Genomic DNA, 14,473 nt, shown 5'->3' on the forward strand with positions numbered 1-14,473 from the left:
GGTTGGTGCGTCATGCTGTGGGCCTCGCGACCGAGCGCACGGCGAGGTCGGCGTACATGCGTGCGACATCGGTGGCGGAGAGCCGGCGGCCGGGGTTGAACCAGTTGACGACCGACTCCCCCATGCCGAGGATCGCGAAGCAGGTGGGTGTCACGTCGAGCGGACGGAATTCGTCGGCTTCCATGCCGCGGCGCAGGATGTCCTTGAACGTGTCCTCGTACCTCTTGAGCAGCCCGACAATGTCGGCGCGGCGGTCGGCGCTGAGGTGCACCAGGCCCTCGCGGACGAGAACCACCTTCTCGCTGGAGCAGTAGTGCTGGGTGTGTGCGAAGGTGGCCGCCCACAGTTGCGCGGTCGGCGCCGGGTCGGCCGCCGCCACCGCCTTGTCGACCGCTTCCTGGATGGCGACGGTGCCCTGGCGCATCAGGGCCACGACCAGGTCCTGCTTGGACTTCGTGTAGTTGTAGAGGCTCTGCGCCTCGATGCCCACCCCCGCTGCGATCTCCCGCAGGGTCATCCCGACGTATCCCTTGAGGTTGAACAGGCGGCGCGCCTCGGCGTAGATCTGGGCCTCGGTCTCCGCCGAGTTTCGCTTGGTGTCGGTCACGGCTGGCTCGCTCCCGCGGACAGGTATCGGTCGATCAGGTCGGGACTATTCTTCAGCTCCGCCGTGCTGCCGGCCCAGGCCATCCGTCCCGTGGCGACGATCGCGACCCGCTGCGCGAGCGCCGCGACGAACGCGAAGTTCTGCTCGGCCAGCAGCACGCCCACGCCGAATTCCGCCGGCAGTCGCGCGATGGACTCCCGCAACTGTTCGACGATCAGCGGGGCGAGTCCCTCGGTCGGCTCGTCCATCAGCACGAACCGGGGCGCCGACATCAGTGCCCGGGCGATGCTCACCGCCTGCTGCTCGCCGCCGCTGAGTTCGTAACCGCGCCGGGTCAGCAGGCGCCCGACGAGCGGCACGCTGGCCACGACCTTGTCCAACTGGTCGGCGGGCGCGTTGCGGGTGTGCGCCAGTTCGAGGTTCTCCCGGACGCTCAGGGCCGTGAACACCCGCCGGTCGTCCGGCACCCAGGCGACCCCGTGCCGGCTGATCCGGTACGTCGGCAGGCCCCGCAGCGACCGGCCGGCGATCGCGATCTCGCCCGCCACGGTGACGGACGGTTCGGCGATCACGGATTTGAGCAGCGTCGACTTGCCGGCCCCGTTGCGCCCGAGCAGGCCGACTGTCTCGCCCTGTTCGAGGGTGAGGCTGACGCCGAACAGTGCCTTCGCGTGCCCGTACGACGCGGTGACGTCGGACAGTCTGAGGGCGCTCATGCGGCCCCTCCTCCGTACGAGTTGCCCAGGTAGATCTCGCGCGTCTGTGGGGCGTCGCGGACCTCTTCGGGCCTGCCGTCCAGCGCGATCCGCCCGTTGGCCATGAGCACCACCCGGTCCGCCAGCGCGAAGACGACGTCCATGTCGTGGGCGGTGATGACGATGGCCAGGTCGGGTCGGGACTGCCGCAGATCCTTGAGGACGGCGACGGTCCGGGGCAGGTCCTCCACCCCCATGCCCGCGGTCGGCTCGTCCAGCAGCAGCAGTCTCGGCCGCTGCACCAGCGCCATCGCGATCTCCAGGTTCTTCCGGTTGCCCTGCGAGAGGGTGCTCGCGAGCACCGGGCGCAGTCCGGTGAGGCCGGTCGCGTCGATGGCGCGCCCCACGTCGTCGTCCGGGCGGGGCACGCCGGCCCAGAACCGGCGGTAGCGGCGGCGGGTGGTCTGCGCCGCGATCGTCACGTTCTCCTCGACGGTCTTGCTCGGGAAGAACCGTGCGATCTGGAAGGTGCGGGCGACGCCCGCGTGGGCCAGCCGCCGGGCCCCCGCCCGGGTCACGTCCTTGCCGAACAGTTCGACGCGGCCCTGGTTGGCGAGGCGCTCGCCGGCCATCACCGAGAACAGGGTCGTCTTGCCGGCGCCGTTCGGGCCGATGATCGCGACCGTCTCGCCCGGATCGACCGTGAGGGTCACGTCCTGCACCACCGGCGGGCCCCCGTAGTGCTTGTGCACGTTGTGCAGCGCGAGCAGGCTCATCGGCGCACCGCCTTGACCCGCCCCCGGATCCAGTCGGCGACGCCGAGGATCCCGCCGGGCATCAGGACGACGATGACCAGCAGGATCACCCCGAGAATCAGGGTCCCGCGCGACGTCTCGCCGAAGATCCGGTTGTTGAGGAGGACGAAGGCGATCGCGCCGATCGGCGCCCCCCAGAACCGGTACAGCCCGCCGAACAGCGCCATGATGATGATCTGGCCGCTGAACGTGAAGGAGACCGTCGAGGGGGTGACGATGCCCTGCTGCTGTGCGTACAGCACCCCGGCGACTCCGGCGACCGCCCCGGAGAGCACGAACGCGGACAGCCGCAGCGACCGCACCGGCAGCCCGACCGCCGCCGCCTTGACGGGTTCGTCGCGGACGGCGTTGAGGCTGACGCCGTAGGGCGACAGTTGGATCCGGCGCAGCACCCCGAGCACGACGGCCACCACCCCGACGACGTACCACCACAGGTTGTCATCGGCGGCGATGTCCCAGCCCCCGATGGTGCCGGTCGGAATGCCGAAGATGCCGTTGTCGCCCTGCAACCGCTCGATCTTGAAGATGAGCAGGTAGCCGACCTGACCGATGATCAGCGTCATCATCGCGAACTCCACCGCGACGATCCGCGCCCCGAGCAGGCCCACCAGCAGCGCGGCCGCGGCCGCCACGGCGGCTCCGGCGAGCAGGAACAGCAGCGGGGACAGGTCCCGGTCCTTCAGCAGTCCGGCGGTGTAGGCGCCGATGCCGAAGAACGCCGCGTGGCCGAACGTGTAGATGCCGCTCCATCCGAGCAGCACGCCGATGCTCGCGGTGAGCAGCGCGTACACGACACCGGTCAGGAGCACGAACTTCTCGCTCTGATCGAACGAGAAATACAGCACCGACGTGACCGCGGCGAAGATGATCGGCTCGGCCACCGGTCGCAGCGGCGACCAGGCCCGCCCCGGCGTCCTCGCGGCGGGGGGTCGCGCGGTCTCCCGCCATCTCGCCGCCAGCGGTACGGCTGGACTCTTGAGCGTCCTCATGTCTGGGCCCTCCCGAGCCGCGCGTTGCCGAGCAGTCCCTGGGGGCGCAGCACCAGGACGACGGCGACGAGGATGTAGAAGGTGAACCCGGTCAGGGCCGGGGCGTACGCGACCGCCGCCGTTTCGGCGACGCCCGCCAGCACGGCCGCGATCAGCGAGCCCTCGACCGAGCCCAGGCCACCGACGATCACCACGGCGAAGCACTGCAGGATGAACGCGTTGCCGAGGCTCGGTGAGATGGCGACGTTGGGCGCCATCAACGCGCCCGCGATGCCGGCGAGCATGCTGCCGAACCCGAAGACGAGCAGCAGCACGGTCTTCGCGTTGATGCCGATGGCCTGGGCCATGGTGGCGTCCTGGGCGATCGCCCGGACCGCCCGGCCGGGCCGGGTCCGGTTGATGAGCAGCCATAGGCCGACCGCGACCACGATCCCGACCGCGACGAGCACCAGGTCGTACACGGTGATCGCCGCGCCGGCGACGCGCACGTCGCCGGCGAGCAGTTCCGGTTGGCGCTGGGACCGGCTGTCCGTGCCCCACACCACCTCGCTCGCGCCCTCCAGGGCCAGCAGGACCGCGTAGGTGCCGAGCAGCATCGTCATGTGCTCGGCCCGGTACAGGCGACGCACGACGCTCATCTCGGTGACCAGCCCGACCGCGCCGGCGAGCGCCCCGCCCAGCAGCACGGCAAGCACGAACGCCGGGAGCGAGGGGGCCGTCCCGCCCAGCAGGCCGGCGGTCAGGAGCGCGCCGAGCACGAAGAAGGCTCCGTGCGCGAAGTTGAGCACCCGGATCACGCCATAGATCAACGTGAGGCCGCTGGCGACCAGGAACAGCGGGACGCCGTACGCGACGCCGCTGAGCAGGACGGAGAGGAGCTGGCTCATCGTCGGTCAGGCTCCCGGCTTGACGAGCTGCGTCTCAAGGATCTTCACGGTCTCGCTGGCGCTGGGGTCGCCGACGCTGAAGGTCACGACGACCGGGGTGTCGGCCTGGTGTGTCTTCGCGTCGATGGTGAGCTTGCCGGCGGGCGAGTCGAACTCGATGCCCGGCAGCGCCTTGAGGACCTTGTCGTACTCCGCCGAGCCGGCCTTCTCGATCGCCGCCTTGTACGCGTACACGGCGAGGTAGGCGTCGTAGCTCCAGGAGACCGGCTTCTTCCCGGTCTTCGCCTCGAAGTCCTTGACGAACGCGTCGTTCATCTCGCTGTCGAACGCGGCGTAGCTGTAGTCGTAGGCGTTCCAGACCTGGGGGGCGCGGCCGCCGAGGGTTCGCGCGACCGGGTAGTAGCCGCCGGGCTGGACGATGACCGCGTACTTCGAGGCGAGGTTGAGGTCCTGGGCCTGCTGTAGGAAGCTCGCCGTGCCCGCGCCGTACGTGCCGAGGTACAGGCCGCGGGTCTTCGGGTCGCCGGGGGCGCTGGCCAACGCCTGGACGTACGGCTTGAAGTTCTGCTCGCCGAGGGCGACGAAGGTCTCCTTCCGGGGCCGCAGCGCGACCCCGTTCTGCTTCACGGTCTCCTGGAAGATCTTCCACTGGGAGGTGCCGGTGACGTAGTTGTAGCCGAAGGCGTCGTAGTCGGTGACGCCCGGGAACTTCTGGGCGATCACCTTCGCGAGGCTGGTCACCATGGGGCTGTCGGCGTTGCCGACGCGGAAGAAGTTCGGGTGCGGCGCGTCCTTGCCGTCGCTGCCGGTCAGACCGTCGTTCGTGCAGCCGGCGCCGACCATCACGACCTTGAGCTTCGGCAGCGTCGGCGCGGTGGCCAGGCAGTTGGCGCTTGAGAGCATGCCGAGTTGCAGCGGGACGCCGTCGTTGGCGACCTTGCGGATCGCCGCCGCGGCGGTCTCGGGCGAGGCGCCCTCGTCCTGGGTGACGAGCTTGACCTTGCGGCCGTTGATTCCGCCCTGGGCGTTGATCTGGGCGACGGCGACCTCGGCGCCGGCGACCTGGTTCTGGCCGATCTGGGCCTGGGCGCCCGAGATCGGGCCGAGGACGCCGAGGGTGATCTCACCGGAGTCGGAACCGCCGGCGTCGGAGCCGCCACAAGCCGCGGCGGTGGCCGCCAGCAGCCCGACCGAAACCGTCGCGACGACCGTTCTCATTAACCGTTCCATGAGGGTGGTGGTCCTCTCTAGAAGATGGCGAGCGCGTTTGCGGGCGAGCCGCACCCGCCGGGGAGGTTGATCGGGGCGGAGGTGAACAGGAAGGTGTAGCTGCCGAACTCCCGGCAGCGACCGGAGAGCGCTTCGAGATCGAACAGCTCGCCGAGGGGGATGCCCAGCAGCGGAAGCAGCCGGCGGTGCAGCGATCCGACCGCGGGGTCGCCGGGTGCGGGCTCGACTGCGGGGAGGTCGGTGATGAGCGCGGAGACGTGCCAGTTCCACAGCAGGCGGGCGGTCTGTTCGCCGGCGTGCAGGCCGGGAAAGGCCGGTGCCGCCGCGAGTTCGGCCCGGCGCTGCGGGGTGAGCTGTGCGTACTTGCGGGGCCACCCGGTGCGCACGAGTAGCAGGTCGCCGTGGCGCACCTCGACGCCCTGCGCGGCGGCGACCTGGCGCAGCAGTTCCGGCGTGATGGCCCGCTCCACGTCGCAGGGCAGGTCGTCGCCGGAGCCGAGCAGGTGCGCGGCGACATCGAGCAGGACCCCGCGCCCGACGATGCCGCGGCGGGCCCAGACGTCGATGCCGAGCCAGGACCTGTCCCGCGAGGGGGCGGCGGTGACCCCGCCGAAGAACCCGAACTCGCGGGCGCGGACGTGGCGGAAGCCGTCCCACTGGCTCGACCCTTGCGGGAAGAAGGCGTCCAGCCGGTCGTCCCAGGTGTTCCGGTCGTGCGTGAAGAACTCGTGCCGGGTCGGCTCTCGCCCGAACAGCGGCGGCGCCGGCTGGTCGATCGGCAGGTTCAGCCCCACCGGCACCCCGCGGGTGGCCTCCGCCAGCGCGGCGGCCACCACGGCGGGCGTGAGGTAGTTCAGCGTGCCGAGGTCGTCGCCGGCGCCGAACACCTCCCATGCGTGGGGCAGCCCGAGGCGCTCGATGACCGGCAGGTGGTCGTAGGCGGGGATGTCGTCGGCTGTGAGTGGAGGCACAGCCAGAGTCTTGACTTACGAGCGTTCGTAAGTCAAGACTCTGTTACCAGATGGTTTCCAGATGCGGACGGACGCCCGGGACCCCGCGGGGCGGCCCCGAGGCGCCGCCCGCGAGCGGCGGATCGGAGCCGGACGCCGGCCGCTCCGCTCCGGGCCGAGCACGACACCCTGCCCTCACGCGGTCTTGCAGCACCAGGAGAGGAAACGCCCCGTGGTGAAGACGAGAATCACCGAACTGCTGCGGATCGAAAAGCCGATCATGCAGGGCGGGATGCAGTGGATCGGCTACGCCGAACTCGCCGCGGCGGTGTCGAACGCCGGAGGACTCGGCCTCATCACCGCGCTGACCCAACCGACGCCGCAGGCGCTCTACGACGAGATCCGCCGGTGCCACGACCTGACCGACAAACCGTTCGGCATCAACCTGACGACGTTGCCGAGCATCAATCCCCCGCCGTACGACGAATACCGCGACGCGGCGATTCAGGCCGGAATCTCCGTCGTGGAGACCTCGGGCTCCAACCCGGGGGTGTTCACGTCGTACTACCAGAGGGCGGGCGTCAAGGTAATCCACAAGGCGACGAGCGTCCGGCACGCGCTCAAGGCCGCGTCCGCCGGCGTCGACGCGATCATCGTCGACGGCTTCGAATGCGCCGGGCACCCGGGCGAGGAGGACATCCCGGGCCTGGTCCTCATCCCCGCCGTCGCCGACCGGGTCGGCGTGCCGCTGCTCGCCGCCGGCGGGATCGGCGACGGCCGAGGACTCGCCGCCGCCCTCGCGCTCGGCGCCGACGGCATCGTGATGGGAACCCGCTTCATGGCCACCCGGGAGGCCCCGATCCATCCCGACGTGAAGCGGCGCATCGTCGCCAACGACGAGCGCGAGACGAACCTGATCTTCCGGGAGCTGCGGAACACCGCCCGGGTAGCCCGCAACTCCGTCTCCGAAAAGGTCGTCGAGATCCTCCGGAACGGCGGCGCCTTCGAGGACGTCCGCCACCTGGTGGCGGGCGCTCGCGGCAAGCGCGTGTACGAGACCGGCGACCTCGAGGCCGGCATCTGGTGGGCGGGGCTGTCCCAGGTGTTCGTGCGCGACGTGCCCACCTGCCGGGAGCTGCTCGACCGCATCGTCGCCGAGGCCGAGGAGATCATCGCCGGGCGGCTCTCCGGGATGATCCAGAAATGACGCCTCCGCCGCGAGACGGACGCCGCGACCTTCCGGCGTTCACCACCGCCAGCCAACTTCCGGCCCCGCTCCGCCTGGTCATCCCGCCCGAGTTCGAAGACGCGAACGAGCACATGAACGTCAGCCACTACTTCAGCCTGCAGACCAAGGCGGTCCGGTGGCTGATGGAGCGGCTCGGCTTCGGGGCGGACTACCGGGAGCGGCACGGCCACACCCTGTTCACGGTGGAACACCGGCTGCGATACCTGGCCGAGGTGAAGGTCGGCGACGAGGTGAGCGTCCACCCCGCCCTGCGCGTCAGGACGGACAAACTGCTGCGCGGGACCTCGTTGCTGCTCAACCGCTCCCGGAACCAGATCTCGAACACGCTCGACTTCGACATCCTTCACATCAATCTCGAGACGCGCCGCCCCTCCCCCCTGAGCCCAGAACTCGCCCGCGTGGCCGACGAGCACATCGCCCGCGCGGGAACCCACGGAATCGAGAAGCCTTGACCATGAAGATCGTCGTACTCGTCAAGCAGGTGCCCGACTCCGGTGCGGAACGCACCCTGCGCGGTGACGACAACACCGTCGACCGCGGGTCGGCCGACAACGTGATCAACGAGATGGACGAATACGCCATCGAGGAGGCGCTGCGGATCCGGGAGCGCGCTGGTGGCGAGGTCGTCGTCCTGACGGTGGGCCCGGAGCGGGCGGGCGAGTCGATCCGCAAGGCCCTGTCGATGGGCCCCGACTCCGCCGTCCACGTGACCGACGAGGCGGTGCGCGGCTCCTGCGCGGTCGGCACGTCGAAGGTCCTGGCGGCGGCGATCTCCCAGATCAACCCGGATCTGATCGTCTGCGGCGCCGAGTCCACCGACGCGCGGGGGCAGCTCATCCCGCACATGATCGCCGAGCGGCTCGGCATCGCCGCGCTCACCGGCGCGCGGAAGCTGACCGTTGACGGGCCAGCGCTGACGATCGAACGGCAGACCGAGGACGGCTACGAGGTGGTCTCCGCCGCCATGCCCGCCGTCGTGAGCGTGTGGGACACGATCAACGAGCCGCGGTACCCGTCGTTCAAGGGCATCATGGCCGCCAAGAAGAAGCCCGTGGCCACCCGGTCGCTGGCCGACCTCGGCGTACCGGCCGCCGAGGTGGGCTTCGACGGCGCCACCAGCGTGGTCGTGGAGCACGGCAAGCGACCACCGCGGCAGGCCGGCAACAAGATCACTGACTCGGGTGACGGCGGCGTGAAGCTCGTCGAGTTCCTGGCGTCCGAGAAGCTCGTCTGACAGAGAGGCACCCCAAGATGGCAGAGGTACTCGTCGTCGTCGAGGCCGCACCGGCGACCGGCGTCAAGAAGGTCACCCTCGAACTGCTGACGATCGCCCGGGCCCTGGGCGAGCCGTCCGCCGTCGTGCTCGGCGCGCCCGGTGCGGCCACCGCCGTCCAGGACAAGCTCGCCGAGTTCGGCGCGCGGACGATCTACGCCGTGCAGAGCGAGGATCTCGACGCCTACCTGGTCGCGCCGAAGGCGACGGCGCTGGCCGACCTGATCACGGCGGTATCGCCGGCCGCGGTCCTGCTCGCCGCCTCCCAGGAGGGCAAGGAGATCGCCGGCCGGCTAGCGATCAAGCTCGGCAACGGCATCCTCACCGACGTGGTCGGCCTCGACGCCTCCGGCGTGGCCACGCAGCTCGCGTTCGCCGGCTCCACGGTCGTCAAGTCCAGGGTGACCAAGGGGATCCCGCTGGTGACCCTGCGGCCCAACTCCGTCACGCCGGTCCCGGCGCCGGCGTCACCCGTCTTGGAGAACGTGGCCGTCGAGGTGGCCGAAAACGACAAGCTCGCCCGGGTGCTCAACCGGGTGGCCGAGCGGAAGGGCTCCCGCCCGGAGCTCACCGAGGCATCCATCGTGGTCTCCGGCGGACGCGGCGTGGGCAGCGCCGACAACTTCAAGCTCGTCGAGGAGCTGGCCGACCTGGTCGGCGGCGCCGTCGGCGCGTCCCGCGCCGCCGTCGACTCCGGCTTCTACCCGCACCAGTTCCAGGTCGGCCAGACCGGCAAGACGGTCTCGCCGCAGCTGTACCTGGCCCTGGGCATCTCCGGCGCCATCCAGCACCGCGCCGGCATGCAGACGTCGAAGACCATCGTCGCGGTCAACAAGGACGACGAGGCGCCCATCTTCGAGCTGGCGGACTTCGGCGTCGTGGGCGACCTGTTCAAGGTCGTACCGCGGGCGACCGAAGCGATCCGCGAGCGCAGGGGCTGATCGCCGATGAGGGTCTTTCATCGAATCGACGAACTCGAACGCGCGATCGGGACGCACCTCGGCTACTCGGACTGGCAGACGATCAGCCAGGAGCGGATCGACGCGTTCGCCGACGCCACCGGCGACCACCAGTGGATCCACGTCGACCCCGCGCGGGCGGCACAGAGCCGCTTCGGCTCGACGATCGCGCACGGGTACCTGACGCTCTCCCTCGTGCCGCTGTTCCTCAACCAGATCTACCGCGTCGAGGGCACCACGATGGCCGTGAACTACGGCGCCAACCGGGTGCGGTACCCCTCCCCGGTCCCGGTGGGTTCCCGGCTGCGAGGCGGTGTGGAACTACTCGGACTCGAGCCGACCGCGAGCGGACAGCGGCTCACGTCCCGCGTCACGATCGACCGGGAGGGCGGCGACAAGCCGGCCTGCGTGGCGGAGGTGCTCAGCCTGCTGGTGCTGTAACGCGCGGCCTGCGGGTGAGCACGAGCGCCGCCCGGCGGGCGGCGCTCACACAGCCAGGGCCGGCGATCCGACCGCGGGTGATCGCCACGTCCTGGACCCGCGCACCGTCCGGCCCGACGACGAGCCCGTTCCTGACGATCGTGTCGGATGCCTCGCTCACCACCCTCGTGCGTGCGGCCGCGCCCGGCCGTCATCGCGTCGAGGATCCGCTCGAAGACGTCGAAGCGCGTGTCGAACAGGACCGTCGCCGCGCTGCGGAGGATCGGGTTGCCGCTCATCTCGGTGAGCGCCTTGTGGAAGTCCACGGTGATGAGGCGCCGGCGCTCGGTGTCGATCGACTCGCCGTACACCGCTATCGACTCGCGCGGCCGGGCGACGGCGGCCTTCGTCGCGGTCAGCGCGACCGCCAGGTGTGCCGGCGGCTGCCCGGCCGAAGAGCTGGTCATGGGCGCGGCGTCCTGCACCGCATACCTCGCCAGCCTCGACGAGAGCGACGCCGCGCGGGCGGTCGCCCTCGCCGAGAACCTGTTCGATCGGGTCAGACCCCACGCGGCCGTGGTCACCCTCGGAGCTCCGGCTCGCCTACATCCACGCCGGTTGGCGGCGACGAACGCATCCTGCTTTCTCATGTTCGCGGCAGGTGCAGCCCACGCGGGTCCGTGGCCCGATCGACCGTTCGGTGTCGGCGCCGTCACAAGCCCTCGGCAGACAGCGCCGCTCCGAGCGCAACCGCATCGAGGGCAGGGGCAGCCGGTGCTGGAGGCCTACTGCCGCGCGACGGCCTGGGACTACCCGGCGGGGGCGAAGGTGGACAGCAACCCGGCGTAACGGCTGCTCTGACGCTCGACGTAGGCGGCGTACTCGTCGTGGGTCATCCGGCGGACGCCGAGCCCGGCGGCGTGCATCTGGCGCAGGTGCGCCGGGTTGTCCATGGCCGCCTGGAACGCCGCCCGCAGTGTACGCAGCCGCCCCGCCGGTACGCCGTCGGGCGCCCAGACCCCCCGGATGGACGCCAGTACCAACCCGTCGAAACCACCCTCCGCTGCGGTGACAACCTCGGGAAGCAGCGGAAAGCGCTCCTCGGTGAACATGGCCAGCGCACGCAGCTCGTCGGCACGCAGTGCCGGCACGGTGATGCCGGAGCCGAAGAATGCCACGTCGGTCTGACCGGCCAGGAACCGGGCGATGTGTTCCATGCTGCCGCAGTAGTGGATGAAACGAAAAGAGATCCCGGTGGTCTGCTCGAGCAGCAACGCGCCGAGGTGTGCGGGCGTGTACGGGCCCGAGGTACCGACTGTCACCTGCCCCGGTCGGCGGGCGGCGTCCCGGACCAGGTCGCGGAGGTTGCCGTATCGGCTGTCGGCCCGGACGAACACGCCGATCGGGTCAAACGCCTGGTTGGCGACCAGCACGAACCGGGATCGGCCCTGCGGCAGCGTAATGTCCAGCGCCGGCTGGTTGAGGAACGCCAGGTGGTAGCCGTCGGCGGGTTGCCGGGCCAACCGTTTCAGGGCATGCCGGGACTGGGCGTCGTCGTCGTTGACCACCACCACGGCCTGGTCCAGCTCCTGGGCGACGAGCGGGGCGAGGATCCGCGCACCGACGTCGGTGACGCCCCCGGCGGCCCACGGTACGGTCAGGGTGATCGGGCGGTTCGGGAAGGCTTCCCTACGTGTGGTCGGGCTGTCGCGGTGGCCGGCATCGACGATTCCGGGTGCCGCCGCCCGGGGTGGGGTGGGCGGCGGCGATGTCCAGCCGGGCCGGGTGTGGCGGGTACCCAGACGGGCGAAGCACTGCCGGGTGGTGTCGTCGGCGGGCACCAGGTGGACGACGCCGAAGCGCTCGTCTGCGGCCAGCGTGCTCTGCCACACCTGCACGGTGTACTGGCCGGCGCTCGGATGGTCCATGCGGAGGGTCTGGTGGTCGAGGTAGTCCGGTTCGTCGCCCTGGGGCAGGTGGGCGCTGAGCGCCAGCCACGCCGCGCAGAGCCGCCGGTCGGCGAGCACCGCGTCCAGGACGCTGCTGAGCTCGGCCGAGGCCGGTCGTTGCAGGATGTCCCGGCGTAGCAGCATGAGCTGCTGCCGGACGAACGCCGGATAGGAGTGCAGGGTCCGGCGGAGGAATTCTCCCCCTTGGTGCCCTTCGCCGAGAAGTTCCACGATTCGTCGGCCGCGTACCTCGGCAAGGCAGGCGTCACGGTCGGGGTAGCTGAGGAAGGCGCACGCGAAGAGGTGGTTGACGTCCCAGATCCGGTTCTCCTGATCGATCAACAGGGCCGGGTGCGGGGTGTCGTGGACGACCCGGCCGACCCGGCGGGCCATCTCCGCGATCTCACCGCTGCCCGGGGCAGGCGGGGTGAGCAGGTAGCCGGCGAGGCGCAGCAGCCGGCTGCGATCTGCCCAGGCCAGATCGAGCGCCTCGCTGATCCGGTTGAGTGTGTCCAGCGCGGGCCGCTGCCGCCCGCACTCGATCCGGTTGATGTGCGCCTTGTCGCTGCCGATCGCCACCGCCAGGTCCTCCTGCGTCCACGGGCGGTCGACGTGCAACTGGCGCTGCCGGCTGCGGTAGACACGGATGCGTTGGCCGAGGGCCTGCAACGCGACCCCGCCCTCGTCTGGAGGGCTGGCGCGGCGAGCACCAGCCAGCTCTCCGTGCACCATCGTCCTCACCCCCGCAGCATCGGCGATACGACTGCGGGTCGGTGTTCCGGTCATCGGCCCGCAACCGACTTGACCAGGAGATAGACCAGGATAGCCCCGGGATCCCGGTGACCGGCGGCCCGCTCGGGCAGCCAGCGCGCCCGGCCGAACCTGGGGGTCATGCCGGCGGTGGCGGTTGCGCCCCGCAGCGCGGCGTCGGCGGCCCGGGCGGCGGCCTCGACACCGGTGAGTCCGTCCAGCACTGCGGCGTCGAGCGCCTCCCGGGCGGGTACCAGGGCGTCCAGCAGTGTCTTGTCCCCGACATCTGCTTTGCCCTTTTCCCGGATGCCGTCCTCAGCGGCCCGCATCATCGCCGCGATTTCGGCCAGGCCAACCACCGTCTGCCCGTTCGCCACCCTGGCGGCCCTGAGCAGCCCGATGCTGAGCAGCGCGCCGATCGTCGCGCCAGCGGCGTCGGAGACCGCCGCGGCGGCCCGGGAGAGGATCCGCCCGATGTCGTCCGGGTGCTCGCGCAGGCTCTCCCGCACCGCCCGGGCCGCGGTGGCCACGCTGGCCCCCAGGTCGCCGTCGCCGACAGCCGCATCCAACTCGGTCAGGTGGTCCCGCTCGGCCTCCAGCGCGTGGGTCACCGCGGTGAGAACCGCGACCAGCCGGGCCGCGTCGACCCCCGGAACCACCGGTTCGGGCTGCTCGCCGGTGCCGCTCACCACCCGCCGCCCTGGCGGAACAGGGGCGAGTACGCCGGCGCATCCAGCAGCCGGGTGCGCTCGTCGTCCAGGCGGAGCAGCGACACCGAGCAGCCGGCCATCTCCAACGAGGTGGCGTACTCGCCGACGTAGCCGCGGTGGACGGTGATGTCGTACCCGTCCAGGCGGCGCCGCACCGCCCGGTACACCACGTAGAGCTCCTCAAGCGGGGTCGCGCCCAGCCCGTTGACGAGCACGGCGACCCGGTCACCAGCGACGAACGGCAGGTCGGCCACGATCGTGTCGACCAGGTCGGCGGTGATCTCGTCGGCCCGCGCCAGCGGGCCCCGCCGGACACCCGGCTCGCCGTGGATGCCCATGCCGAGCTCCATCTCGCCGGCGTCGAGGGTGAAGGTGGGCCGGCCGGCCGTCGGGACCGTACTCGGAGCCAGGGCCACGCCCAGGCTCCGGGTGTTGGCCACCGCGTCGGCCGCGGTGGCGGTGACCGCGTCCAGATCGGCACCCTCGGCGGCACGCGCGCCGGCGAGCTTGTACGCGAACACGATCCCCGCGACCCCGCGCCGGTCGCTGCGGTTGGCGGCGGGTGCGGAGGCCACGTCGTCACAGACGCGTACGCTCCGCACCGCGATCCCTTCCGCCTCGGCCTGCTCGGCGGCGGTCTCGAAATGCAGCGTGTCGCCCTGGTAGTTGCCGTAGAGGTGGAGAACTCCGGCACCGGCGTCGACGGCCCGGGTCACCGCGAGCATTTGTCGCGCCGACGGCGAGGCGAAGACGTTCCCCACCGCGACGCCGTCGGCGAGGCCCTCACCGACGTACCCCAGGAAGACCGGCAGGTGTCCGGAGCCGCCGCCGGTGGCGATGCCGACCTTGCCGGGGATCGCGCCGGCGGCCCGCACCAGAGCGCGCGGCTCTTCCTCGACGGCGCGAAGCCAGCCGGGATGGGCGAGCAGGATGCCGTCGAGGACCTCGTCGACGAAGTCCTCGGGGTCGTTGATGATTTTCTGCACCTGG

16 protein-coding genes are annotated in these 14,473 nt (G+C 70.9%); 6 read left to right on the top strand and 10 right to left on the bottom strand.

Features of this window, described 5'->3' with window-relative positions; translation table 11 throughout:
- Positions 1–10: 10 nt before the first annotated feature.
- From ACFFIA_RS27815 to ACFFIA_RS27845, 7 genes are read right to left on the bottom strand one after another with little or no spacing between them, the layout of a single operon-like run.
- Positions 11–607: a TetR/AcrR family transcriptional regulator gene (locus ACFFIA_RS27815; RefSeq protein ID WP_377255910.1), complete on the bottom strand. Its 597-nt coding sequence runs from the start codon at positions 605–607 to the stop codon at positions 11–13.
- Positions 604–1,323: an ABC transporter ATP-binding protein gene (locus tag ACFFIA_RS27820; RefSeq protein WP_377255913.1), complete on the bottom strand. Its 720-nt coding sequence runs from the start codon at positions 1,321–1,323 to the stop codon at positions 604–606. Before ACFFIA_RS27820 ends, ACFFIA_RS27815 begins: the two co-directional genes overlap by 4 nt.
- The gene (locus tag ACFFIA_RS27825) at positions 1,320–2,078 is read right to left on the bottom strand and encodes an ABC transporter ATP-binding protein (protein ID WP_377255915.1); all 759 of its coding nucleotides are present in this window, start codon (positions 2,076–2,078) and stop codon (positions 1,320–1,322) included. The genes ACFFIA_RS27820 and ACFFIA_RS27825 overlap by 4 nt, the downstream gene beginning before the upstream one ends.
- Entirely contained in the window at positions 2,075–3,106 is a 1,032-nt protein-coding gene (locus ACFFIA_RS27830) for a branched-chain amino acid ABC transporter permease (protein ID WP_377255918.1), read from the bottom strand. Before ACFFIA_RS27830 ends, ACFFIA_RS27825 begins: the two co-directional genes overlap by 4 nt.
- Positions 3,103–3,993, bottom strand: a complete 891-nt coding sequence (locus tag ACFFIA_RS27835) for a branched-chain amino acid ABC transporter permease (protein WP_377255921.1) — start codon at positions 3,991–3,993, stop codon at positions 3,103–3,105. The genes ACFFIA_RS27830 and ACFFIA_RS27835 overlap by 4 nt, the downstream gene beginning before the upstream one ends.
- 6 nt (positions 3,994–3,999) lie before the next feature.
- Positions 4,000–5,211 carry an ABC transporter substrate-binding protein gene (locus ACFFIA_RS27840; protein ID WP_377255924.1) on the bottom strand — a complete coding sequence of 404 codons (1,212 nt, stop codon included), beginning with the start codon at positions 5,209–5,211 and terminating at the stop codon, positions 4,000–4,002.
- A gap of 29 nt (positions 5,212–5,240) precedes the next feature.
- On the bottom strand, positions 5,241–6,194 hold the full coding sequence (locus ACFFIA_RS27845) for a cyclase family protein (protein ID WP_377255927.1): 954 nt from the start codon (positions 6,192–6,194) through the stop codon (positions 5,241–5,243).
- 214 nt (positions 6,195–6,408) lie between these two features.
- Here ACFFIA_RS27845 and ACFFIA_RS27850 point away from each other — a divergent pair, with 214 nt between their 5' ends.
- The 6 genes from ACFFIA_RS27850 (at position 6,409) to ACFFIA_RS27875 (ending at position 10,923) form a co-directional block, all read left to right on the top strand.
- Entirely contained in the window at positions 6,409–7,380 is a 972-nt protein-coding gene (locus ACFFIA_RS27850) for an NAD(P)H-dependent flavin oxidoreductase (RefSeq protein WP_377255930.1), read from the top strand.
- The gene (locus ACFFIA_RS27855; RefSeq protein ID WP_377255933.1) at positions 7,377–7,874 is read left to right on the top strand and encodes a thioesterase family protein; all 498 of its coding nucleotides are present in this window, start codon (positions 7,377–7,379) and stop codon (positions 7,872–7,874) included. The genes ACFFIA_RS27850 and ACFFIA_RS27855 overlap by 4 nt, the downstream gene beginning before the upstream one ends.
- 2 nt (positions 7,875–7,876) lie before the next feature.
- Positions 7,877–8,656, top strand: coding sequence for an electron transfer flavoprotein subunit beta/FixA family protein (locus ACFFIA_RS27860; protein ID WP_377255936.1), 780 nt, complete (start codon positions 7,877–7,879; stop codon positions 8,654–8,656).
- A gap of 17 nt (positions 8,657–8,673) precedes the next feature.
- On the top strand, positions 8,674–9,636 hold the full coding sequence (locus ACFFIA_RS27865; protein WP_377255939.1) for an electron transfer flavoprotein subunit alpha/FixB family protein: 963 nt from the start codon (positions 8,674–8,676) through the stop codon (positions 9,634–9,636).
- A 6-nt stretch (positions 9,637–9,642) separates the two neighbouring features.
- Positions 9,643–10,095 (top strand): MaoC family dehydratase, encoded by a 453-nt coding sequence (locus ACFFIA_RS27870; protein WP_377255942.1) that lies wholly within the window; start codon positions 9,643–9,645, stop codon positions 10,093–10,095.
- A 171-nt stretch (positions 10,096–10,266) separates the two neighbouring features.
- A complete protein-coding gene (locus ACFFIA_RS27875) occupies positions 10,267–10,923 on the top strand; it encodes a hypothetical protein (protein ID WP_377255944.1) in 657 nt (218 codons plus the stop codon).
- On the opposite strand, the gene ACFFIA_RS27880 is transcribed toward ACFFIA_RS27875, so the two are convergent.
- Genes ACFFIA_RS27880 through ACFFIA_RS27890 form a run of 3 tightly spaced genes read right to left on the bottom strand, consistent with a single transcriptional unit; the run spans position 10,884 to position 14,469 of the window.
- The gene (locus tag ACFFIA_RS27880; protein WP_377255946.1) at positions 10,884–12,755 is read right to left on the bottom strand and encodes a tripartite tricarboxylate transporter substrate-binding protein; all 1,872 of its coding nucleotides are present in this window, start codon (positions 12,753–12,755) and stop codon (positions 10,884–10,886) included. The two genes, ACFFIA_RS27875 and ACFFIA_RS27880, sit on opposite strands and share 40 nt — an antisense overlap.
- Positions 12,756–12,805: 50 nt before the next feature.
- Positions 12,806–13,462, bottom strand: coding sequence for a DAK2 domain-containing protein (locus tag ACFFIA_RS27885; RefSeq protein ID WP_377255949.1), 657 nt, complete (start codon positions 13,460–13,462; stop codon positions 12,806–12,808).
- The gene (locus ACFFIA_RS27890) at positions 13,459–14,469 is read right to left on the bottom strand and encodes a dihydroxyacetone kinase subunit DhaK (RefSeq protein WP_377255951.1); all 1,011 of its coding nucleotides are present in this window, start codon (positions 14,467–14,469) and stop codon (positions 13,459–13,461) included. The genes ACFFIA_RS27885 and ACFFIA_RS27890 overlap by 4 nt, the downstream gene beginning before the upstream one ends.
- Between the last annotated feature and the right edge of the window lie 4 nt (positions 14,470–14,473).

Source organism: Phytohabitans kaempferiae (genome assembly GCF_042433955.1).
Lineage (GTDB): Bacteria > Actinomycetota > Actinomycetes > Mycobacteriales > Micromonosporaceae > Phytohabitans > Phytohabitans kaempferiae.

Bases quoted from the DNA above. Each gene is read 5' to 3' on its own strand.
- ACFFIA_RS27825 (WP_377255915.1), bottom strand. From the start codon at position 2,078: ATGAGCCTGCTCGCGCTGCACAACGTGCACAAGCACTACGGGGGCCCG.
- ACFFIA_RS27830 (WP_377255918.1), bottom strand. From the start codon at position 3,106: ATGAGGACGCTCAAGAGTCCAGCCGTACCGCTGGCGGCGAGATGGCGG.
- ACFFIA_RS27820 (WP_377255913.1), bottom strand. From the start codon at position 1,323: ATGAGCGCCCTCAGACTGTCCGACGTCACCGCGTCGTACGGGCACGCG.
- ACFFIA_RS27835 (WP_377255921.1), bottom strand. From the start codon at position 3,993: ATGAGCCAGCTCCTCTCCGTCCTGCTCAGCGGCGTCGCGTACGGCGTC.
- ACFFIA_RS27840 (WP_377255924.1), bottom strand. From the start codon at position 5,211: ATGAGAACGGTCGTCGCGACGGTTTCGGTCGGGCTGCTGGCGGCCACC.
- ACFFIA_RS27870 (WP_377255942.1), top strand. From the start codon at position 9,643: ATGAGGGTCTTTCATCGAATCGACGAACTCGAACGCGCGATCGGGACG.
- ACFFIA_RS27865 (WP_377255939.1), top strand. From the start codon at position 8,674: ATGGCAGAGGTACTCGTCGTCGTCGAGGCCGCACCGGCGACCGGCGTC.
- ACFFIA_RS27860 (WP_377255936.1), top strand. From the start codon at position 7,877: ATGAAGATCGTCGTACTCGTCAAGCAGGTGCCCGACTCCGGTGCGGAA.
- ACFFIA_RS27880 (WP_377255946.1), bottom strand. From the start codon at position 12,755: ATGGTGCACGGAGAGCTGGCTGGTGCTCGCCGCGCCAGCCCTCCAGAC.
- ACFFIA_RS27855 (WP_377255933.1), top strand. From the start codon at position 7,377: ATGACGCCTCCGCCGCGAGACGGACGCCGCGACCTTCCGGCGTTCACC.